Source organism: Pantoea sp. X-Soil-ISGK-285, assembly GCF_059730815.1.
On sequence record NZ_AP035939.1, the window covers coordinates 203,782 to 223,527 of the forward strand.

A 19,746-nucleotide genomic window follows, 5' to 3' on the forward strand; every position below is an offset into this window, starting at 1 on the left:
CCTGTCTGAATCTAAGCAAACGGCGTGCCACAGTGCCGGAGGGCATAGCAACAAAGCCGTAGCAACGCTGAAACTCAGACTGCGCTTTTATGGCAAAATTGCCTATCCTGATGCGCGAGAATTGCGTGCAGCATCAAAGATATTGTTTGCCCGAATGCATTCGGAGACCAATACTGTCGGGTCCCGCTGAAATGGAAAACAACATGAAAACCTCGGGTACCAACCTTGAACATGCGCGGGCGCACAACCGGCGTGTGGTGATTGAAGCTATTCGTCTGCACGGTGAACTGACCCGTGCCGAACTGGCCCGCATGACGGCGCTGACGCCGCAGACCGTCTCGAATATCGTGGCGGAACTGGAGCAGGCCGAACTGCTGACCAGCCGCCAGCCGCGCCGCAGCGGGCGTGGTCAGCCCTCAATTCCGGTTACGCTCAATCCCACCAGTGCCTGGTCGATCGGCATCCATCTTGATCACCAGACGCTGCTGCTGGTTCTGGTCGATCTCAGTGGTGAAGTGCGTTTCCGCCGCCTCGTTCTGGTGCAAAAGCCTCAGCCTGCTGCCACCCTGGCGTGCATTGCCAGCGTGCTGGAGGAGATGCGCGCCTTCCTGGGTACTCAGTGGCAGAAAGTGCTGGGGATTGGCGTGGTGATGCCAGGGCCTTTTGGTGTGGAGGGCATTTCATCAGTGGGGCCGACCACGCTGAACGGCTGGGAGCAGGTCGATATCGAGGCTGAACTCGCCACCATTAGCGGTCTGCCGGTGACGCTGGAAAATGATGCTACGGTCGCTGCCATCGGCGAACGCTTTCACGGCACAGCGCGCCACCTTAACTCCTTTATCTATCTCTATATCGGCACCGGCCTGGGCGCGGGGATCTTCACCGATGGTCATATCTATACCGGCCACGCTCATAATGCGGGCGAAATCGGACACATTGTGGTCGAGCCGGGCGGTCGCGACTGCTACTGCGGAAATCAGGGCTGCCTCGAGCGCTACGTCTCGCTGCAGGCCGCTTATGAATTCTGCGGTCTCGATCCAATGCGGGCGCTGCCCGAAGATCTGTTGCAGATTGAACCAGCGCGTTTTACCGCATGGATTGAGAATGTGACGACGCCGTTGCGTCAGGCGATCAATATTCTGGAGTCGGTGTTTGATGCTGAGGCGGTAATTATTGGCGGGATGATGCCTGCGCCGTTGCTGGAGCAGATGGTGCAGCGATTGCCGCCGCTTTATCAGTCGGTGCGCGGACGCTATCTTAACGATATGCGACTAAAAATTGGCATGACCGGCAGCGATACAGCCGCTCTCGGCGCCGCCGCTTTACCGATTTTCGATGAATTTAATCCGAAGTTTCAGGTGCTGATGAAGTAGTCAGGGAAAAGGGCGCTGCTGCAGACAACAGCGCCACAGGCATTAACCCGGGTAGATACCGCGATCTTTACGCGCCATCAGAATACGCTCACAGGCCACGATATAGGCCGCGGTACGCAGCGAGCAATCTTTCTCCTTCGACTTTTCCCAGACGTGTACCATCGCTTCCGTCATGATCTTGTCTGAGCGACGATTGATCTCATCTTCGCTCCAGAAGAAGCTGGCCATGTCCTGAACCCACTCGAAGTAGCTGACGGTCACGCCACCGGCATTACAGACCACGTCCGGCACCACGATAATGCCGCGGGTGGCCAGCATGTCATCGGCATCCGGATAGGTCGGGCCGTTTGCGCCTTCCAGCACGATTTTGCAGCTCAGGACTTCAGCACGCTCGCGGGTAATCTGACCTTCCAGCGCCGCCGGGATCAGAATATCCATCCCTGTGGTCCAGAACGCCTCTTTATCAATGCTCTGCGCACCAGGGAAACCGGCAATCTGCTTATTGGCGATCTGCCATTCGGTCAGGGCAGCCATGTTGATGCCATCGGCATTAAACAGCGTCGCGGTGTGATCCTGAATCACTACCACACGAGCACCCGCCTCATCAAACAGGCGTGCCGCTTCGCTGCCGACGTTACCGAAACCCTGGACCGCAACGCGTGCGCCTTCAATTTCAATACCTGCACGGCGTGCCACTTCGCGTCCGGTAATAAACACGCCGCGACCGGTGGCTTTTTCACGCCCCAGTGAACCGCCCAGATGAATCGGTTTGCCCGTGACAACGCCGGTAATCGTTGTGCCGTGGTTCATGGAGTAGGTATCCATCATCCACGCCATCACTTTGCTGTTGGTCCCGACATCTGGCGCAGGAATATCTTTTTGCGGCCCGATGATGATGCCGATCTCGCTGGTGTAACGGCGGGTCAGTCGCTCAAGTTCACCGTCGGACAGTTTGAACGGATCAACGCGGATGCCGCCCTTAGCGCCGCCATAAGGCAGGTTAACCGCCGCACATTTGATGGTCATCCATGCGGAGAGCGCCATCACTTCATTAAGGTCGACATCCGGATGGTAGCGAATACCGCCTTTTCCTGGGCCGCGCGAAAGGTTGTGCTGAACGCGATAGCCTTCGAAATGGCGAATTGAGCCATCATCCATCTGGAGAGGAATATCAACAATCAACGCACGTTTTGGATGACGCAAAGTATCTATCCAACGTGAAAGATCGCCCAGATAGGGCGCAACCCGGTCGATTTGCTGTAAATAGGTGGACCAGGCAGATGTGCTGCTTTCAGACGCATAAGATAACTTATCCATAAAAAACCTTTCTTAATGAAGTTATTTATTGTGTGGAGCCGTGGATGGAGAGCGCATTGCATTGCGCCGACATAATCTAACACTCCTGAAACAAATAAGATGTGGCATCAGCCATGCCACATCGCTGTAATGCCCTGTTTTGGGGCAGGGTGAGTGAATAGATTAGTATTGCTGACCCCTTACAGACGAATAAAGATGCGCGTGGAGTGCGTATTTTCTGCATAGGACAGGAAATATCGCTATCTTTCAAATCTTTGAGGGCGTTCAAAAAGTTAAATAATTGATCGTAACCATGTTGACTTTGCTGCACCAATTAAGTGCATGAGAATAAGTAATCAAAGGATTACATAAAGTAATGGATTGGACGTTAATAGCGCAGGCTAATCAGGTATTTAGAAAGGAGAGAGGGTCAGGGCTGGGGAAGGGAGAATAACGGGCCAGCGCAGTGGCTGGCCAGAATGAGTTTTACTGATGCAGAGCCTGCTCGGCTTCTTTCAGTTCCTGGCGAGCGTCAGCCAGTTTATCTTCGCGCTTCTGGATCTTGCTGGCGCTGCGGCCTTCTGCTTTCGCTTTAGCCAGTTCCTGTTCGCGTTCCTGTACCTTCAACTTTTTCTCTGCCACTTTTTCCTGACGCTGCTTTAGCAGACTGCTTTCGGTACAGTTCTGATTTACTTCGCTCAGCGCTTTTTCAAGGCCGGCAACCTGATGGGTATTATTGTGCTGGCGGGCAAAAGAGAGCTGGGTCTCAATCTCCTGCTTTTTGGCTGCACAACCGGTCAGGTCAGAGGCCGCGTGAGCAGCAGTAAAAGTGAGTGGTAACAGGAGAAGGCTGAAGGTCAGTAAGGTCTTTTTCATCTTAGTCTCGTCAATGAGTCAGGGTTGTGGCACCAGTATACGGAACCACCTTAAGAGATTCTTAACGAAAAAAATATTTACTGGCGCGGAAAAACAGGGGTAAAGAAGGCGCTGCCTGCTGTCAGGCAGCGCTGGAGGCGTTGGATTGGGCAAATTGCAGGTTACAATCAGGTCCACTGAGCATTACCGGATGGCCATCCAGACTCTGCTGTTCAAAATAGTCCTGCATCTGCTGGCTGATGCCGGCACCACACCACATCACATGATGCTGATGAAGGTCGGTTTTAACGGCTGGCTGCCCGGTTGCACGCGAGTCAACCTCGACATTAAAGCCCATCGCAGTAAGACGAATGGCTTCAAGCCAGATTTCGGTTTTATCAAGTACGCTCACCGCTTCCAGAAACAGAGGAATAGAAGATTCGTTGCGCGATGAGGCGCGCATGACTTTATCCGCCTGCTGCTGCACGGTTTGCTCAAAACGGTTGAGGCGACGTGACGCTCCCCGACGGAGATCGGCGTAAAGCCAGGCGCTCAGCGGCCGCAGCAGATTAATGACGAAATCATCACCGCTATAATGGCTGGACATCGTGTGCATCTGGCGTGAAAGCGACAGCGGTGTGCCAAATTCCAGTTGCCAGAGCAGGTCGCCTTTGCGCGCCGCCCAGCCATAGGTGGTGACCGTCGAAGCAGCCTGCTGACCTTGCCAGATTTCGTCGAGCGTCGCGCCAGTGGCTGTTAAGCCAACCAGGGTCTGGATTTCACTGAGGTGATGATCACTCCAGCGTTCCTGATACTGCTGCGGCGTCAGTAATCCCTGCTTCATCCAGCTCTTCAGGTTAGCGGGATGGGTGCCGGTTATGGCGCAAACAGTATCGGTGGTATAAGAATGCATATCGTGCCCTCTGTAGAGGGGAAGGCCGCCGGGATTAACCGGGGATGAACCACCACTATGAACCTTATAACAGCCAATTAACAGAGGCAGAGTTAAGGCAAATCGGCGCTATGTGCCTGTGACGCTACGCTTATTCGTTGTTATTCTCCGATTAAATTTATGCTGATCAGCAGGTTAAAAGCGCTGCGATCAGGCAATAAAAATACTGTTTATTTATTCAGTAAATATTCTTTACGCAAATATACCGGGAAATCGGTACTTTTAAGCCTCTTTTAAGAGCATGCCGACTCTTATCCCCCTTACATCCTCCCGCTAAATCGCTAAAATAGCGGGTTCTGATGATCAGGAGAAAGAGTGCCCAATGCGTTATCGTTTTAGTCTCGCCGTTGTAACGGTTGCTGCTGTACTGACTGGCTGTGCAAAACATGCCGCCAGCGATGCGCCAGATGAATTTGCTGCTGGCCCGACGCAGATTGATGTCTCACACATCAAGACCCGCGCAGATGATGGCTCCAGTGTATTCCTGACTGTAGATGGTAAAGACGCCGGCAGATTGCCTAACGGCGAAAGCATGCTGCTGCATGTTCCGGCCGGAAAACACCAGGTCGGTGGCTATGTACCCACTCTGTTTGGCATGGGTCGGGTGACCATTGCACCGGTAGAAGTGACCACGTCACCGGAAGATGTAAAAAAAGTGGCTTATACGGTCACACGCAACAAAGCGACCTTTGTTGAGAACAAGGACGAGCAGGGCTGAGTGGATGACGGCGGAGAGCTGCGCTCTCCGCTGGAAGGGCTGGCACTATAATCCCAGTTCGCTCAGTGAAGGATGGTCGTCAGGGCGTCGGCCCTGCGGCCAGTGAAACAGCCGCTGTTCTTCACTGATTTTCAGATCGTTGATGCTGGCATAACGCTGCTGCATTAAACCCTGCTCATCAAAGGCCCAGTTCTCGTTGCCATATGAGCGATACCACTGCCGTTGCTCGTCATGCCATTCATAGGCGAACCGCACCGCAATCCGGTTCTGGTCAAAACTCCACAACTCTTTAATCAGCCGATACTGCTGCTCCCGCTGCCATTTTTGCTGCAGGAAGGCGATGATTTCTGCCCGGCCGGTCAGAAAGGTATCGCGATTGCGCCATTTACTGTCCGCTGAATAGGCCAGAGCGACTCGCTCCGCATCCCGGCTGTTCCAGCCATCTTCAGCCAGCCGGACTTTTTCAATCGCCTGTGCAGCCAGGGTAAATGGCGGTAGAGGCGGACGTGAATTTTCCAACTTTCTCTCCTTAACAGCGCAGGCAAACGCATTGTCAGCATTCGTTACAGTCGTATCAGAGTTCCAGGGCGTGAATCTGGCAGACGGCACGCGCCGCTTCCTGACCTTTTTTCACGAAATGCTGAGTATAGAAGTCGATAAACTCTGCCGATGGCTGGAAATTATGTGGCGTAAGTGACACAGAGAAGACGGGCACATTGGTTGTCAGCTGCGCCTGCATCAGACCACTTACCACAGCCTGCGCGACAAAATCATGGCGATAGATGCCGCCATCCACCACCAGTGCTGCACAGACAATCGCATCGTAGTTGCCGGTCTGCGCCAGGCGTTGCGCCAGCAGCGGCATTTCAAAAGCGCCCGGAACATCCCATGTCTTAATCTCATATGAGGTACCGCGGCTTTCCAGTTCCTGTTCAAATCCGGTCAGAACCTGAGAAACGATTTCGCTGTGCCAGTTAGCTTTAATAAAGGCGACTTTCAACGGCTGCATGACTTACTCCAGTAAAAGGTGACATCCAGTGGTAACGGGCCAGATTGCGCCTCTGCACCCCGAATCAAAAATAGTGAGCCCGGCAGGCCAGTAACCTGCTGACAGCCTTCACTATACTGTAATGTAAAGAGTCTGTGTCCATCATTGTGATTATATGTAAATAACTGAGCGATGGATTACCCGCTTATGCTGCAGCAAAAGCCCGCAACGCCTCCTGCAAAGCATTCAACACGCACTCTTCAGCCCGCCAAACCGCCTCACACCCTGTTGTTTGCGTAACAGCTTCCAGTTACGTTATTGCTTAAATAAAATACTGGATATTTGAACAGGTATTTGTATAATTAATCGACTGCCCGCCGGGTATTGGTAGCGTTAGCGAGGGGTGAACCCATGATGATTTCAACTGAAAGCCTCAAATCTCTGGAACAATCGGTCACAATGAGCAGTCGTGAACTGGCTCAGATGACCGGTATTACACACGGAGAAGTGAAGCGGTTAATCAAAAGTCTGGAGACGGCTCAGCGTCTCTCCCAGCCGCTCAGCGTGAATGAGTATGAGCGGGAAGGGGAAGTGCGTCAGGAGTACCGTCTGTGCAAGCGTGACTCGCTGCTGGCCGTGGCACGCCTGTCGCCAGGCTTCACTGCAGAAGTGCTGGATCGCTGGCAGGATCGCGAGAAGACGACCCATCTGCCTGACTTTACCAATCCTGCTGAAGCCGCTCGCGCCTGGGCTGAACAGTTTGAACAGCGTCAGGCGGCGGAGCAGCAGCTGGCTCTCTCGGCACCCAAGGCGGCTTTCTTTGATAACTTCGTTGAGGTTGATGACTCGCTGGGTTTTCGGCAGCTCTGCAAAATGCTGAAAGTGAAAGAACCGGAGTTTCGCCAGTTTCTGCTGGAGCGCAACATTATGTATCGCGCAAAAGGCACCCTGACGCCGCAGCACTATCATATGCAGGCCGGCTACTTTACGCTGCATACCGGCACGGGCGAAAATCAGCACGCTTTCTCTCAGGCACGTTTTACGTCTAAAGGGGTGAAATGGGTCGCCAGTCTGTGGGCAGGGCATCTCTCTGCTCAGCCAAAAGGCGCAGCCGCGTAACCGTTCCTGTGATCTTGCGGGCTGGCGCGGATGTGTAAGTGCTGGCAGATGTGCCTGTAAAAGTGCAGATATAAAAAAAGGCCGCAACAGAGTGCGGCCTTTTTGGATCGTTAATGATCGATTATCAGGCGAATTACCAGCCTTTAATCGCATCACCCTTGTAAACTTCTTCGGCTTTGGCCGCCACCGCCGGTGACTGCAGCGCTGACTTCAGCTTCTGAATTTTATCGCTGTCTTTATTATCTTCTCGTGAAACCAGCGCATTGACGTAAGGCGATGAGGCACTTTCCATAAATAAGCCATCGCGGTGCGCTGATAATCCAGCCTGAGCCGAGAAATTAGTATTAATGATCGACAGGGTCACGTTGGGATCGTCTAATGTGCGGGTCAGCTGTGGGGTGTCCACTTCAACCAGCTTCAGATTTTTTGGATTTTCGATGATATCCAGTGAGGTCGGTAAATAACCCACATCCGGTTTAAGTTTAATCAGACCCTGCGCCTGCAGCAGCAGCAGGCTGCGTCCCAGCGTGGTGGCTTCGTTAGAGATGGTGATAGTGGCACCATTCTGCAGCTCACTGATGTTCTTGATTTTGTGCGAATAGGCAGCAATCGGGAAGACGAACGTTTTACCCACTACCGCAAACTTATAGCCGCGCTCTTTAGACTGTGATTCCAGATAAGGCAGGCTCTGGAAGGCGTTGGCATCAACTTCTTTGTTATTCAGCGCTTCATTTGGCAGCACATAGTCATTGAAGTTAAGCACTTCGACATCCAGCTTGTATTTATCTTTCGCCACCTGCTTTACCACCTGCCAGATTGCTTCATCAGGCCCGGTATTGATTGCTACTTTAACTTTGTTATCGTCATCTTTTGAGCAGGCGGATAATAGTAGAACAGAACTGGCGAGTAATGCCGTAAACAGACCTTTCATTATCAGAAATCCCTCAGGTGGTTGATGGCTTCAAAGATAATACAGAACTCACAGGTTGCGTACTGACTGAGGAATATATCTTATAACCACAACGCAAATATTGAACATTAATTAATCAGCAATTCAGCCAGTCCGCTAATGGCCGGTTTTCATCCTTTTGTTCGCTGGCGGAAAATTCCTGTTAACAGGCTTATTAAAACGCTTATTAAAACGCAGGCGGGCATCAACACAGTTTTCTTCTAAGCTTACTTATCGGTCACTACTGGCATTCTATTGATTATTAACAGGGATTAACCATGTCGAAGCAAGATAACGGGATTAACGCGGTTGAAGTAATGCGCAGCAGCCAGGCCTGGAACGGTGACGTTCTTGAGGCCTATCCCACCGGCGAACCTGAGCTGACCGTTATGCGGCTCTCGCTACCTGCCCATACGTCATTGCCCTGGCATACCCATCCAATGCCGAATGCGGCGTTTATTCTTTCCGGCACCCTGATTGTTGAGGATAAAGAGAGCGGCGAACAGCGCACCTTCCATGCGGGTGAAGCCCTCAATGAGACGGTCAACAGCGCGCATCGCGGTTACACCCTGGATGAGCCAGCCGAACTGGTGATTACTTATGCCGGTGTAAAGGGGCAGGAACTGACCGAGCCACTGCCGGGCGAGCCGGAGGAGTTTTAAACGCACTTACTTCATGACGCACCACGGTAGTGTCGCCCGCTGCCGTTTAAAAACCCTGCTCAGACTTGATTCGGATCAGTAAAGGGTGCGCCTGCACAGACCAGGATTAAACGCTCTCTGCTTCATCCACACCAATTAAAAAGGAATTTTCATGGATAAGAATGTTGCTCTGCTGCTTGCCCCAGGCTTTGAAGAAGCTGAGGCTATTATCACTCTCGACATCCTCTCACGCCTGGGCGTTCAGGTTACAACCCTGGCCTGTCAGCCCTATCGCGAAGTGAACAGTTATCATCATGTGAAGGTTGTCGCCGATGAGCTGCTGGAGGCGAATCGGGACAGGCTGTTTGATGCGGTGATTGTGCCGGGTGGTCCTGACGGCAGCAAAAATCTGGCGGCAAATGCGGCAGTGATAGATTTTATTCGCCGCCATGATGAGGCGGGCCGCCTGGTCTGCCCAATCTGCTCCGCAGCGGCCAGAGTACTGGCGCCACAGGGTCTTTTAAGGGGGCGTCGCTATGTCAGTTCTGGTACGTCATCAGAAGGTGTTACCGATGGCGTTTACGTTAATGCCTCGGTAGTGAAAGATGGCAATTTGCTGAGTGGACAGGATCTGGGCGCGGCGTTTGATTTCGCCTTCGCGATCGCTTTTATCCTGACTGGCGACGCTGATAGTGCTACCGAGCAGGCTGAACATATCAGTCACAAGCTTAAGGTGGATTTCGCTAAGCTTTAATGAGCTGTGTTTCGCGCCCTTAAAGCGACATGCTGACAGGGCGCAAAGTCATCCGCGACAGAAAAGGCATTTACCCCCCGCCAAACCCCGCTTCCAGCAGTACCTTTTTTGCCTGCTCCGATTCTAAAAAATCCGCCAGTCGACGCGCCTCGGGTGTAATGACTGCACAGGCGTAGCGCGCAACAAGATTGAAAGCCGCAGGGATATCAACAACTGTCAGCCCGGCAATCTGACTCAGGGCCGCCCGATGGCTGGCATAACCGATAAAAAGATCCGCCTGATCCTCCAGGATAATCCATTCTGCCGCCAGCCTGCCTGCGGGAATGGGTGCAGAGTCGCGCCCACCCACCAGTGCCTTTGCGCGCTGGCGCACCGCTTCACCGGCTTTACCCATCCGGGTGAAAAGGGCCTGCGCATAGTCGCCAGAGGGATCGGCTGTGGGTGTAGAGATTGCGATCCGCAGTGTGTCGCGGGTCAGTAGCTGATACCAGTCGTCTCCCGCCTGTAGCCGATCGCTGCGAACCGTGATGCAGAGTTTATTAGTCGTGAACGGTATGACTGCCAGCGCTCGCCCAGCGTTCAGCAATTTTTGCGGATGCTCCTCACTGGCTGAAGCAAAGAGATCGCAGGGCTCACCGGCTTCAATCCGTTCGCGAAGCAGACCGGCGGGGCCAAACCGGGTTTCAACTGGCTCAGGAAAGTACGCCATCAGCGCGGGCCAGACGGCTTTCAGGCTGCCCGCCGCCAGTACGCTTATCACTCTGTTCCCTGATAAGCGGTGCGATAGAAGCGCTGATACCACTTATTGGCCAGCTTATTCATGTCCACATCCTGAAATTTCTGCGGATAGAGTTTTTTCGCCATCCACAATTCGCCAATCCCCATCGCTTCCGGCATTGGATAACCCCATGCTTTGGCGTAGTCCGGCATCAGCCAGACACGATGATTTTTTACCGCGTCGATAGTCTGCCACTGTGGTGAACTGTTGATTTCATTCACGACGGAGGGATAACGGTCCTGCACAAAAATCACCTGTGGATCCCAGGCGATGACCTGCTCCATCGACACGGTTTTGAATCCCTTTACGGTCGCTGCGGCGACATTGACCGCGCCCGCATGCAGCATCATCAGGCCGGTATATTTTCCTGAGCCGTAGGTGGTCAGTTCCGGGTTCGCCATATAGGCGCGAATGCGTTTTTCCGCCGGAACATCCTTCAGGCGGTCGCTGACGATTTTGCGGCCCTCATCGGTGGCCGTAATCAGGGCTTTTGCTTCTGCCGGTTTATTGACGATTTCGCCGATAAGCGTAATCCCTTCACGCAGTCCTTTGTCATAGGCCATTTCCTCGTCGCGGATAGACGGGTTCATTTTTGCCTTTTCACCCGGCTCGTCATGACGCAGTGAGATAGCCACCACCGGAATGCCCAGCGCGGTAATGCTGTCGATCATCTCATGCGGCGCATAGTTGGTCACAAATACCACCTGCGGATGCAGCGCCACCAGTTTTTCGGGATCAACATGCGTCAGATCCCCCAGTGTCGCTTTCTGGTTCAGCTCAGGAGCCAGGCGGGCATAGCTGTCGCCAAGTTGCTGCTTCCAGTTCGCCATCACACCGACGATTTTATCGGTCGCGTTCATCTGCACCAGCAGGTTCAGCGTCTGATGCTGAAGCACCACAATACGATCAACACGATCAGGAATCGTGACCTGGCGGCCTGTCTGATCGGTTATCTGGCGCGATGCCTGGGAAGAGAGCGGAAGGAGTATCAGTAAACCGAGTGTGCATGCCTGCCAGAAGCGCTTCATTAACTATCCTCAAATACGTTATGCATTGGATTATATAACGATAAGTGACAGGCGTCACGGTCCGGGTCTGCATTCCGGCATAGATGTGAGTACGAAAAGAGACTGACTGAGGGTTCTGATATCTCTTGCCTGCCCGGCACTGATAATGTGCAACGCCCGTTACTGACTCACCATCCCGGTGCCTTCTGGATTCCGCTCTCTCTATTTCTCTGATTTTACGTAAGTTAATTTCTGGCACGCCATTTGCTGAAGTCTGAACAGTAAGCAGCGTTCGACACAATTGATAGCAAATAGCTGGCTAGGGTTCCGGTTCACGCAGGTGAATGTCTGGTCCGAGAGCTGGCGACCTCTGTGAGGTTACACGGCGGGACAAAAGCCCGGGAGACAGCGGCACCAAATGGTGTCTTGCGCTGCTCCCGTTTTTTTGTGCCAACCAGAGGTCAACCATGAAGAAATCACCCCTCCTGACGCTTATTCTGTCGCTGACGCTGCTGGTCAGCGCGCCATCTTTCGCCGCGGTCAAAAAAGAGTTCAATATCTGCTGGACCATCTATGCGGGCTGGATGCCCTGGGGCACCATCAGCAACGAGAAAATCATCGATAAATGGGCCAGCAAATACGGCATCAAAATTCATATCACCCAGCTCAATGACTATATCGAGTCGATCAACCAGTACACCGCGGGTCAGTTCGACGGCTGCACCATGACCAACATGGATGCGCTGACCATACCTGCGGCGGGCGGCATTGATTCCACAGCGCTGATCACCGGCAGCTTCTCCGATGGCAATGATGGTGTGGTGCTGAAAGGCGCAAATAAAAAACTCAGCGACCTGAAAGGGATGTCAGTCTATCTTCCTGCGCTGTCGGTTTCGCACTACCTGCTGGTTCGCGGTCTGGAGAAGGCCGGTTTACAGGAAAAAGACGTTAAGGTCGTGAACACCTCCGATGCCGATATCGTCTCCGCCTTTGGTACCAGCGGCGTGCAGGCGGCGGTTGCCTGGAATCCACAGCTTTCAGTGATCAAGAAAACCCCGCAAACCACAGAGGTGTTCAGCTCTTCGGCCGTACCGGGCGAACTGATTGACATGATGGTGGTGAATACAGAGACCCTGAAAGATAACCCCGCGCTGGGTAAGGCACTGACCGGTGCCTGGTTTGAGATGATGGCGAAAATGCAGGCCGGTGATGCGCAGGCGCTTAGCGCGATGGCTGCCGATTCCGGTACTGACCTCGCCGGATACAAGGCGCAGCTGAAAACCACCCACCTGTTCTGGACTCCAGCCGAAACCCAGACATTTGTTTCTTCCCCCGATCTGGCGAAAACCATGCAGCGTGTCGCCGCGTTCTCCTTTGATAAGGGATTACTGGGCGAGGGTGCACAAAGCGCTGACTTCATCGGCATGAGCTTCCCTGGCAACATCACCGTCGGTGATACAGCGAACATCAAACTGCGCTTTGACGACAGCTATCTGAAGATGGCCGCTGCGGGCAAGCTGTAATCACCGATCTCAGGAGTATTTGCCATGCGCCACATCAACCGCTATCCCCGGCAGGGAATGCGCCTGACGCTGATGCTATTACCTTTTGTGCTGCTGATCGCCGTCTGGTTTATCAGTTCGGCGGTGCGTCTTGAAGCCAACCCACACGACAAACTGCTGCCCGGCCTGTCACAGATGATCGCCGCTATTGATCGGATGGCCTTCACGCCGGACAAGCGCAGCGGTGAATATCTGCTGTGGGCGGATACGTGGATTAGCTTAAGCCGTCTGCTGACCGGCCTGGCGATCTCTTCACTGATTGGTCTCTGCATCGGTGTTGCTGCGGGCGTCTTCCCGATGAGTCGCGCGGCGCTGTCACCCTTTATGACCGTGGTGTCAATGATCCCGCCGCTGGCGCTCCTGCCGATGCTGTTTATCGTCTTCGGGCTGGATGAGCTGTCAAAAGTGATGCTGATTGTTATCGGGATTACGCCGATGCTGGCGCGCGACCTTGAACATCGGGCGCGGGAAATCCCCGCAGAACTGTTTATCAAAGCACAAACTCTGGGGGCGAACAGCTGGACGGTGGTGCTGCGGGTTGTGCTGCCGCAGCTCTTGTCGCGGCTGATCACCTCGCTGCGCCTGTTGCTGGGATCCGCATGGCTCTTTCTGATCTCCGCCGAGGCGATTTCCGCAACCGCCGGACTGGGCTATCGCATTTTCCTGGTTCGTCGCTATATGGCGATGGATGTGATCATTCCCTATGTCATCTGGATCACGCTGCTGGCGTGGCTGATGGATCTCGCGCTGCGTCAATTGCACAAAGCCTGTTTCCCCTGGGCGGAAGGAGGCCGGGAATGAGTTTTATCGATATCAAAAATATCTGGCAGGAGTATGGCGACCACGTGGTGCTGGAACGCATCAATCTGCAGGTCAAAGAAGGTGAATTCTGCTCGCTGGTGGGGGCGTCCGGCTGTGGTAAGTCGACGTTTTTACGCCTGCTGCTGGGTCAGGAAAAGCCGACACGGGGAACAATCACGCTGGATGGCGAACAGCTGCGCGCGGAACCCGATCGCAGCCGTGGCGTGGTGTTTCAGCGTTACTCCGTTTTCCCTCATCTCAACGTGCTGGATAACGTCGCCATTGGCCTCGAACTTCCGGCTTCACCGTTTACTGGCCGGCTGTTTGGCACCCGAAAACGCCATGCCCGTGAGCAGGCAAAACAGATGCTGGAGAAAGTCGGGCTGGGCCATTCGCTCGATAAATATCCGGCGCAGCTTTCGGGAGGGATGCAGCAGCGGCTGGCGATTGCGCAGGCTTTTGTGATGCAGCCGCGCGTACTGCTGCTGGATGAGCCCTTCGGCGCGCTGGACCCCGGCATCCGCAAAGATATGCATGCGCTGCTGCTCCAGCTCTGGAGCGAAACCCGCATGACGGTGTTTATGGTCACTCACGACCTTGCCGAAGGCTTCAATCTTGGCACCCGGCTGCTGGTTTTCGACAAAGTGCGCATCGATCCTCAGGCCCCCAATGCCTGGGGCGCGCGTATCACTTACGACATCCCGCTTAATGAAACGCGGCTGTCGCAGCTGACAACCCGCAACAAAAACAATATTTATCCCTTCAAGGAGACCGCTCAATGACCGCACTTTTTCATTCAGCTCCGAGCCTGCGCGAAGAGCAGCTGCCTGGCGGAGGGCACACCTCGCTGATTCTGCGCAAAGGGCAAATCCTGCGCCTGACCGACATCGAGGGCGGCGCGAACGTCAGCATGATGATGCTCAATCCCCACGAGAAAAGTGAACGCCTGAATCTGCCGGATACCCTGAAAGGCCAGCATACGGCTCGCCTGACCACCGGGCACTGTTTCTACTCCGACATGGGACGCGTACTGGCCGCGATCGTGGCGGATAGCTGCGGCTGGCACGACCCGTTTGGCGGCGTTCTCAACGCGGCGGAAACACACGATAAGTATGGAGCCGGACGCTATCAGGAGCTGCGCAACGGCTTCTACCGCAACGGCACCGATAATCTGCTGGTTGAGATGGGCAAATGGGATCTGGGCCTGGAAGATCTGCTGATGGTCGTCAACTTTTTCAGCAAGGTCACGGTTGATGAGGAGGGCCGCTTCCGGTTCAGCGCGGGCAACAGCCGCGCCGGCGATTTCACTGAACTGTTCGCACCCATGGACGTGCTGATGGTGCTGACCGCGCTGCCACATCCGCAGGATCCCGCCGCTGACTATCTCCCGCGACCGGTTCAGCTGAGCTGGTATCAGGCCGACGATATGCAGGCCGTCAGCGAAGCGATGGTCACGCGTGGTGAAAACCAGCGCGCGCTTCATAACACCCAACTTTTTGCCCTGTAAGGAGGCTGCGATGACCCTTATTAACTCTGATCGTCGTCCTGAAGATGCCGTCTATCGCCACGTGATCCCGGCAGGCGAGCCGTGGCTGTTCGAAGCGAAAAAAGGGCAGACGCTGCGCCTGCTCGACCTCGAAGGGAATCAGGCAATTGATACCCTGTTCTATAACAGCGATAACCCGCGGGAACGCTACGATCCTCAGCGCACGCTGCGTCGTCAGGGAAACGTCTATCTGACCACCGGCAGCGTGCTCTATTCGAATCTCGGCAATCCGCTGCTGACTATCGTCGCCGACACCTGCGGTCGTCACGATACCCTGGGCGGAGCCTGCTCGCAGGAGAGCAACACCGTGCGCTATGCCCAGGATAAGCGCTACATGCACAGCTGTCGGGATAACTTTCTCTGCGCCTGCATGCACGATGGCCGCCTTCACAAACGTGATATCGGTGCCAACATCAATTTTTTCATGAACGTTCCGGTCACGCCGGAAGGCGGTCTGACCTTTGAGGATGGGCTATCGGCACCAGGCAAATACGTTGAGCTGGTAGCCGAATGCAATGTGATGGTGCTGATCTCCAACTGCCCGCAGCTGAATAACCCCTGTAACGGCTGGAACCCGACGCCCGCCGAAGTGCTGGTGTGGAACTGAGTCAGCGTTGCCATGGCGACAAGCGGGACTGAGTTTCTCAGCCTTTTGCGTCAGACCTCTCAACACACGACCGGCGCACGCCTGTTACGTGCCGGTCAGCCCCGGGGACGGCCCCAGGGAATATCGAATTTTGCGGGACGACCCGCATCCCTGAGAGTTCGCTTATGTTTGATACCTTACTGATTGCTAATCGCGGTGCTATCGCCTGTCGCATCCTGCGCACGCTACGTGCCATGCAGGTGAAAGGGGTCGCCGTTTACTCCGAAGCCGATCTGAGCAGTTTACATATCCGCGAGGCGGATGTGGCGCTAAGTCTTGGCGAAGGCCCGGCCGCACAAACCTATCTGGTAACGGAAAAGATCATCGCCGCCGCGCAGCAGAGCGGGGCGAAAGCGATTCATCCTGGCTACGGTTTCCTTTCGGAAAACGCCGCCTTTGCTGAGGCGTGCGAGGCTGCTGGTCTGATTTTTGTCGGCCCCACACCGCAGCAGTTGCGGACTTTTGGCCTGAAACACACGGCCCGCGCGCTGGCGGAAGCCGAAGGGGTGCCGTTGCTGGAAGGCAGTGAACTGCTGGCGGATATCAGCGAAGCCCGCCGCGCCGCAGAGAGGGTCGGCTATCCGGTGATGCTCAAAAGCACCGCGGGCGGCGGTGGCATCGGTATGCGTGTCTGTCGTGATGCGAATGCGCTGTCAGAGGCGTTTGAAACGGTCCAGCGCCTCGGCCAGAACAACTTCAGCGATGCCGGGGTATTTCTCGAAAAATATATCGAACGCGCCCGACATCTTGAAGTGCAGATTTTCGGTGACGGCAAGGGCGAGGTAATCGCGCTGGGCGTACGCGACTGCTCGGTACAGCGGCGTAACCAGAAAGTGATCGAAGAGACGCCAGCGCCGAATCTGCCCGCAGGTATGGCGGAGGCTTTATGCGCGGCGGCTATCGCGCTGGGAAAAGCGGTGAACTATCGCAGCGCCGGAACGGTTGAGTTTGTCTATGACAGCGTGGCGCAGCAGTTCTATTTTCTTGAAGTGAATACCCGGCTGCAGGTTGAACATGGCGTCACGGAGCAGGTGTGGGGCGTTGACCTGGTGCAGTGGATGATTGAGCTGGCAGCAGGCGATCTTCCTCCGCTTCATGCGTTAGCCGCTGCGCTGAATCCTCAGGGCCATGCCGTGCAGGCGCGAATTTATGCGGAAGATCCGGGGCGGCAGTTCCAGCCTTCGCCAGGGCTGTTAACCCAGGTCCTCTTTCCGGCAGCCGACGGTAAAACCCTGCGTATTGACCGCTGGGTGGAAGCGGGGTGCGAAGTCCCGCCATTCTTCGACCCGATGCTGGCAAAAGTTATCACCTGGCGCCCCACTCGCGAGGAAGCCATCGCCACCCTGGCACAGGCGCTGGCGGAGACCCGTTTTTATGGCGTAGAAACCAATCGCCTCTATCTGTTGCAGATTCTGGCCTTCTCGCCCTTTACGGCTGGCGAACCCTGGACCCGCTGCCTGGAGCAGCTCGCCTATCAGGCGGCAACGGTTGAAGTGGTGAGTGCCGGAACCCAGACCAGCGTTCAGGACTATCCCGGACGTCTGGGATACTGGGCGGTAGGCGTGCCGCCGTCGGGGCCGATGGACGATCGCGCACTGCGTCTGGGCAACCGTCTGCTGGGCAATGAGGAGGGTGACGCCGCGCTGGAAATCACCCTGAATGGACCCACGCTGAAATTTAACACTGAGATTCAGGCGGTGATCTCTGGCGCGCCGCTCACTGTCACACTGGATGGCGTCGGACAGTCAATGAATTCTGTTTTTACCATTCCGGCCGGGGCAACGCTGAAGCTGGGCGCGATAAGTGGCGCGGGCGTCAGAAGTTATCTCTGTCTGAGCGGCGGCATTCAGGTGCCGGACTATTTAGGCAGCAAAAGCACCTTTACCCTTGGTCAGTTTGGCGGACATGCCGGACGGGCACTGCGTAGCGGTGACGTGCTGCATCTCGCTCCGCGTTCTGCAAGCGCAACCGGAACGGAACTGCCCGTCGGACTGCAAACAGAGCTTGCCACGGTGCGCACGCTGCGCGTCATTTATGGTCCGCACGGTGCGCCTGAGTTTTTTGCGCCGGAGTATATCGAGACGTTTTTTACCACAGCATGGGAAGTGCATTTTAACTCCAGCCGCACCGGCGTTCGCCTGATCGGGCCAAAGCCAATCTGGACCCGCGATAGCGGTGGTGAAGCAGGGCTGCACCCCTCAAACATCCATGACAACCCGTACGCGATCGGCGCGGTCGATTTTACCGGTGATATGCCGGTGATTCTGGGGCCGGATGGCCCGAGCCTTGGCGGGTTCGTCTGCCCGGTGACGGTAATCGAGGCTGACCTCTGGCAACTGGGACAGCTCAAAGCCGGTGACAAAGTACAGTTTGTCGCGGTGGATATCCCCACCGCCCGCCGACTGGCAGAGGGCCGACGCACCGAGCTGACCACGCTCCAGCCACAGGAAACAGACTGGCAGCCTGCACCGCTGATTTCGCCCATCGTGATGACCTGCGGCGCAGCGGATAAACGCCTGGTGGCGCGCCTCTCTGGTGATAAGCATCTGCTGCTGGAGGCTGGCGAGCCGGAACTGGATCTGGTGTTACGTTTTCGCATTCATGCGTTGATGCAGGCGCTGGAAGCGCAATCCCGCAACGGCATTATTGATATCACGCCGGGGATCCGCTCGCTGCAAATCCACTTTCAGCCGGAGACGCTGACGCCCGACGTGCTGCTGATGTGGGTGCGCGGTGAGTGGGAGAGGGTCTGCATGAGTGATGACCTTCAGGTTCCCACACGCGTGGTGCATCTGCCGCTCTCCTGGGACGATCCGGCCTGTCAGAAGGCCATCGAAAAATATATGACCACCGTGCGGCAGGATGCGCCGTGGTGCCCGAGTAATCTTGAATTTATCCGCCGTATAAACGATCTGCCAGATGAGCAGGCTGTCTGGAACACGGTCTTTGAAGCCAGCTATCTGGTGATGGGGCTGGGCGATGTCTACCTCGGCGCGCCGGTCGCCACGCCGCTGGATCCCCGTCATCGGCTGGTGACGACAAAATATAACCCGGCCCGCACCTGGACGGCGGAAAACTCGGTTGGCATCGGCGGTGCCTATCTGTGTGTGTATGGCATGGAGGGGCCAGGCGGCTATCAGTTTGTCGGCCGCACGCTGCAGATGTGGAACCGATATCATGAAGTCGCCGATTTTGGCGGTAAACCCTGGCTGCTGCGCTTTTTCGATCAGATCCGTTTTTATCCGGTCCCGGCCAGTGAGCTGTTGCAGATTCGCCGCGATTTTCCCCTCGGTCGCTATCCGCTGCGCATCGAGCACAGCACGCTGCGGCTGGCGGAATATCAGGATTTCCTCGCCCGTGAAGCGGAGAGTATCGGTCTGTTTCGCGATCACCAGCAAGCCGCGTTCAATGCGGAACGTGACCGCTGGATCGCCAGCGGACAGGCCCATTTTGACAGCCAGGAAAGTGTGGCCGATGAAGGTGGCGACGCGCCGCTGCAGCCAGGCGAGCAGGGGGTTGAAAGCCCGGTTTCCGGCAATTTATGGCAGGTGCAGGCGACGGCGGGCAGCCGGGTGCGGGAAGGCGATATCCTGGTGGTGCTGGAGTCGATGAAGATGGAGATCCCGCTTCTGGCGCCGTGCGACGGTATTGTTCAGCAGGTCAGCGTGCAGCCAGGCAGCGCTGTACGTGCAGGGCAACGCGTGGCGGTGATTGTTGAGGATAATGCGGAAGGATGATGACACCTGATCACGTAGTGACGC

Annotated in this window: 19 protein-coding genes and 1 riboswitch; of the genes, 11 read left to right on the forward strand and 8 right to left on the reverse strand. The window is 55.4% G+C overall.

Annotated features, from left to right (window positions below; translation table 11 throughout):
• Positions 1-203: 203 nt before the first annotated feature.
• Entirely contained in the window at positions 204-1,373 is a 1,170-nt protein-coding gene (locus AC6I8B_RS20245; RefSeq protein ID WP_010247093.1) for an ROK family transcriptional regulator, read from the forward strand.
• 42 nt (positions 1,374-1,415) lie between these two features.
• Here the strand turns inward: AC6I8B_RS20245 and AC6I8B_RS20250 are convergent, their stop codons facing one another.
• The 3 genes from AC6I8B_RS20250 to AC6I8B_RS20260 all read right to left on the reverse strand — a co-directional run bounded on the left by AC6I8B_RS20250 (position 1,416) and on the right by AC6I8B_RS20260 (position 4,437).
• The gene (locus tag AC6I8B_RS20250; RefSeq protein ID WP_010247095.1) at positions 1,416-2,690 is read right to left on the reverse strand and encodes a Glu/Leu/Phe/Val family dehydrogenase; all 1,275 of its coding nucleotides are present in this window, start codon (positions 2,688-2,690) and stop codon (positions 1,416-1,418) included.
• Positions 2,691-3,155: 465 nt separating this feature from the next.
• Entirely contained in the window at positions 3,156-3,545 is a 390-nt protein-coding gene (locus AC6I8B_RS20255; RefSeq protein ID WP_050679344.1) for a DUF1090 domain-containing protein, read from the reverse strand.
• Between the two features lie 121 nt (positions 3,546-3,666).
• Entirely contained in the window at positions 3,667-4,437 is a 771-nt protein-coding gene (locus AC6I8B_RS20260; protein ID WP_033780243.1) for a MerR family transcriptional regulator, read from the reverse strand.
• Positions 4,438-4,798: 361 nt separating this feature from the next.
• Between AC6I8B_RS20260 and AC6I8B_RS20265 the strand changes: the two genes are divergently transcribed.
• Positions 4,799-5,194, forward strand: coding sequence for a hypothetical protein (locus AC6I8B_RS20265; protein WP_010247102.1), 396 nt, complete (start codon positions 4,799-4,801; stop codon positions 5,192-5,194).
• A 45-nt stretch (positions 5,195-5,239) separates the two neighbouring features.
• On the opposite strand, the gene AC6I8B_RS20270 is transcribed toward AC6I8B_RS20265, so the two are convergent.
• Together AC6I8B_RS20270 and AC6I8B_RS20275 are read right to left on the reverse strand one after the other, a co-directional pair.
• Positions 5,240-5,713: a nuclear transport factor 2 family protein gene (locus tag AC6I8B_RS20270; RefSeq protein ID WP_033773958.1), complete on the reverse strand. Its 474-nt coding sequence runs from the start codon at positions 5,711-5,713 to the stop codon at positions 5,240-5,242.
• A gap of 55 nt (positions 5,714-5,768) precedes the next feature.
• Positions 5,769-6,203, reverse strand: a complete 435-nt coding sequence (locus AC6I8B_RS20275) for a 6,7-dimethyl-8-ribityllumazine synthase (RefSeq protein ID WP_122889383.1) — start codon at positions 6,201-6,203, stop codon at positions 5,769-5,771.
• A gap of 390 nt (positions 6,204-6,593) precedes the next feature.
• Here AC6I8B_RS20275 and AC6I8B_RS20280 point away from each other — a divergent pair, with 390 nt between their 5' ends.
• Positions 6,594-7,301, forward strand: a complete 708-nt coding sequence (locus AC6I8B_RS20280) for a phage antirepressor KilAC domain-containing protein (RefSeq protein ID WP_010247108.1) — start codon at positions 6,594-6,596, stop codon at positions 7,299-7,301.
• Between the two features lie 133 nt (positions 7,302-7,434).
• Here the strand turns inward: AC6I8B_RS20280 and AC6I8B_RS20285 are convergent, their stop codons facing one another.
• Positions 7,435-8,232 (reverse strand): MetQ/NlpA family ABC transporter substrate-binding protein, encoded by a 798-nt coding sequence (locus AC6I8B_RS20285; protein WP_157353104.1) that lies wholly within the window; start codon positions 8,230-8,232, stop codon positions 7,435-7,437.
• 296 nt (positions 8,233-8,528) lie between these two features.
• On the opposite strand from AC6I8B_RS20285, the gene AC6I8B_RS20290 reads away from it, so the two are divergent.
• On the forward strand, positions 8,529-8,912 hold the full coding sequence (locus AC6I8B_RS20290; RefSeq protein WP_010247112.1) for a cupin domain-containing protein: 384 nt from the start codon (positions 8,529-8,531) through the stop codon (positions 8,910-8,912).
• Positions 8,913-9,063: 151 nt separating this feature from the next.
• Positions 9,064-9,645 (forward strand): DJ-1/PfpI family protein, encoded by a 582-nt coding sequence (locus AC6I8B_RS20295; protein WP_045140103.1) that lies wholly within the window; start codon positions 9,064-9,066, stop codon positions 9,643-9,645.
• Between the two features lie 70 nt (positions 9,646-9,715).
• On the opposite strand, the gene AC6I8B_RS20300 is transcribed toward AC6I8B_RS20295, so the two are convergent.
• Together AC6I8B_RS20300 and AC6I8B_RS20305 are read right to left on the reverse strand one after the other, a co-directional pair.
• Positions 9,716-10,402: a molybdate ABC transporter substrate-binding protein gene (locus AC6I8B_RS20300; RefSeq protein ID WP_332837931.1), complete on the reverse strand. Its 687-nt coding sequence runs from the start codon at positions 10,400-10,402 to the stop codon at positions 9,716-9,718.
• Positions 10,402-11,451: an ABC transporter substrate-binding protein gene (locus tag AC6I8B_RS20305; protein ID WP_157353102.1), complete on the reverse strand. Its 1,050-nt coding sequence runs from the start codon at positions 11,449-11,451 to the stop codon at positions 10,402-10,404. The genes AC6I8B_RS20300 and AC6I8B_RS20305 overlap by 1 nt, the downstream gene beginning before the upstream one ends.
• A gap of 287 nt (positions 11,452-11,738) precedes the next feature.
• Positions 11,739-11,837: riboswitch (guanidine-I (ykkC/yxkD leader) on the forward strand.
• A gap of 60 nt (positions 11,838-11,897) precedes the next feature.
• Between AC6I8B_RS20305 and AC6I8B_RS20310 the strand changes: the two genes are divergently transcribed.
• The 6 genes from AC6I8B_RS20310 (at position 11,898) to uca (ending at position 19,722) form a co-directional block, all read left to right on the forward strand.
• Complete coding sequence (locus AC6I8B_RS20310) at positions 11,898-12,953, forward strand: putative urea ABC transporter substrate-binding protein (protein ID WP_010247121.1); 1,056 nt, start codon at positions 11,898-11,900, stop codon at positions 12,951-12,953.
• Between the two features lie 24 nt (positions 12,954-12,977).
• Positions 12,978-13,793, forward strand: a complete 816-nt coding sequence (locus AC6I8B_RS20315) for an ABC transporter permease (RefSeq protein WP_010247123.1) — start codon at positions 12,978-12,980, stop codon at positions 13,791-13,793.
• A complete protein-coding gene (locus AC6I8B_RS20320; RefSeq protein WP_157353100.1) occupies positions 13,790-14,575 on the forward strand; it encodes an ABC transporter ATP-binding protein in 786 nt (261 codons plus the stop codon). The genes AC6I8B_RS20315 and AC6I8B_RS20320 overlap by 4 nt, the downstream gene beginning before the upstream one ends.
• Entirely contained in the window at positions 14,572-15,300 is a 729-nt protein-coding gene (locus AC6I8B_RS20325) for an urea amidolyase associated protein UAAP1 (protein WP_157353097.1), read from the forward strand. The genes AC6I8B_RS20320 and AC6I8B_RS20325 overlap by 4 nt, the downstream gene beginning before the upstream one ends.
• A gap of 10 nt (positions 15,301-15,310) precedes the next feature.
• Positions 15,311-15,946, forward strand: a complete 636-nt coding sequence (locus AC6I8B_RS20330; protein WP_157353095.1) for an urea amidolyase associated protein UAAP2 — start codon at positions 15,311-15,313, stop codon at positions 15,944-15,946.
• 164 nt (positions 15,947-16,110) lie between these two features.
• The gene (gene uca, locus AC6I8B_RS20335) at positions 16,111-19,722 is read left to right on the forward strand and encodes an urea carboxylase (RefSeq protein ID WP_497817785.1); all 3,612 of its coding nucleotides are present in this window, start codon (positions 16,111-16,113) and stop codon (positions 19,720-19,722) included.
• Positions 19,723-19,746: the final 24 nt, after the last annotated feature.

Coding starts and splice junctions, on each gene's coding strand:
- AC6I8B_RS20245 (WP_010247093.1), top strand. CDS start 204: ATGAAAACCTCGGGTACCAACCTTGAACATGCGCGGGCGCACAACCGG.
- AC6I8B_RS20250 (WP_010247095.1), bottom strand. CDS start 2,690: ATGGATAAGTTATCTTATGCGTCTGAAAGCAGCACATCTGCCTGGTCC.
- AC6I8B_RS20255 (WP_050679344.1), bottom strand. CDS start 3,545: ATGAAAAAGACCTTACTGACCTTCAGCCTTCTCCTGTTACCACTCACT.
- AC6I8B_RS20260 (WP_033780243.1), bottom strand. CDS start 4,437: ATGCATTCTTATACCACCGATACTGTTTGCGCCATAACCGGCACCCAT.
- AC6I8B_RS20265 (WP_010247102.1), top strand. CDS start 4,799: ATGCGTTATCGTTTTAGTCTCGCCGTTGTAACGGTTGCTGCTGTACTG.
- AC6I8B_RS20275 (WP_122889383.1), bottom strand. CDS start 6,203: ATGCAGCCGTTGAAAGTCGCCTTTATTAAAGCTAACTGGCACAGCGAA.
- AC6I8B_RS20280 (WP_010247108.1), top strand. CDS start 6,594: ATGATGATTTCAACTGAAAGCCTCAAATCTCTGGAACAATCGGTCACA.
- AC6I8B_RS20285 (WP_157353104.1), bottom strand. CDS start 8,232: ATGAAAGGTCTGTTTACGGCATTACTCGCCAGTTCTGTTCTACTATTA.
- AC6I8B_RS20290 (WP_010247112.1), top strand. CDS start 8,529: ATGTCGAAGCAAGATAACGGGATTAACGCGGTTGAAGTAATGCGCAGC.
- AC6I8B_RS20295 (WP_045140103.1), top strand. CDS start 9,064: ATGGATAAGAATGTTGCTCTGCTGCTTGCCCCAGGCTTTGAAGAAGCT.
- AC6I8B_RS20305 (WP_157353102.1), bottom strand. CDS start 11,451: ATGAAGCGCTTCTGGCAGGCATGCACACTCGGTTTACTGATACTCCTT.
- AC6I8B_RS20310 (WP_010247121.1), top strand. CDS start 11,898: ATGAAGAAATCACCCCTCCTGACGCTTATTCTGTCGCTGACGCTGCTG.
- AC6I8B_RS20315 (WP_010247123.1), top strand. CDS start 12,978: ATGCGCCACATCAACCGCTATCCCCGGCAGGGAATGCGCCTGACGCTG.
- AC6I8B_RS20320 (WP_157353100.1), top strand. CDS start 13,790: ATGAGTTTTATCGATATCAAAAATATCTGGCAGGAGTATGGCGACCAC.
- AC6I8B_RS20325 (WP_157353097.1), top strand. CDS start 14,572: ATGACCGCACTTTTTCATTCAGCTCCGAGCCTGCGCGAAGAGCAGCTG.
- AC6I8B_RS20330 (WP_157353095.1), top strand. CDS start 15,311: ATGACCCTTATTAACTCTGATCGTCGTCCTGAAGATGCCGTCTATCGC.
- uca (WP_497817785.1), top strand. CDS start 16,111: ATGTTTGATACCTTACTGATTGCTAATCGCGGTGCTATCGCCTGTCGC.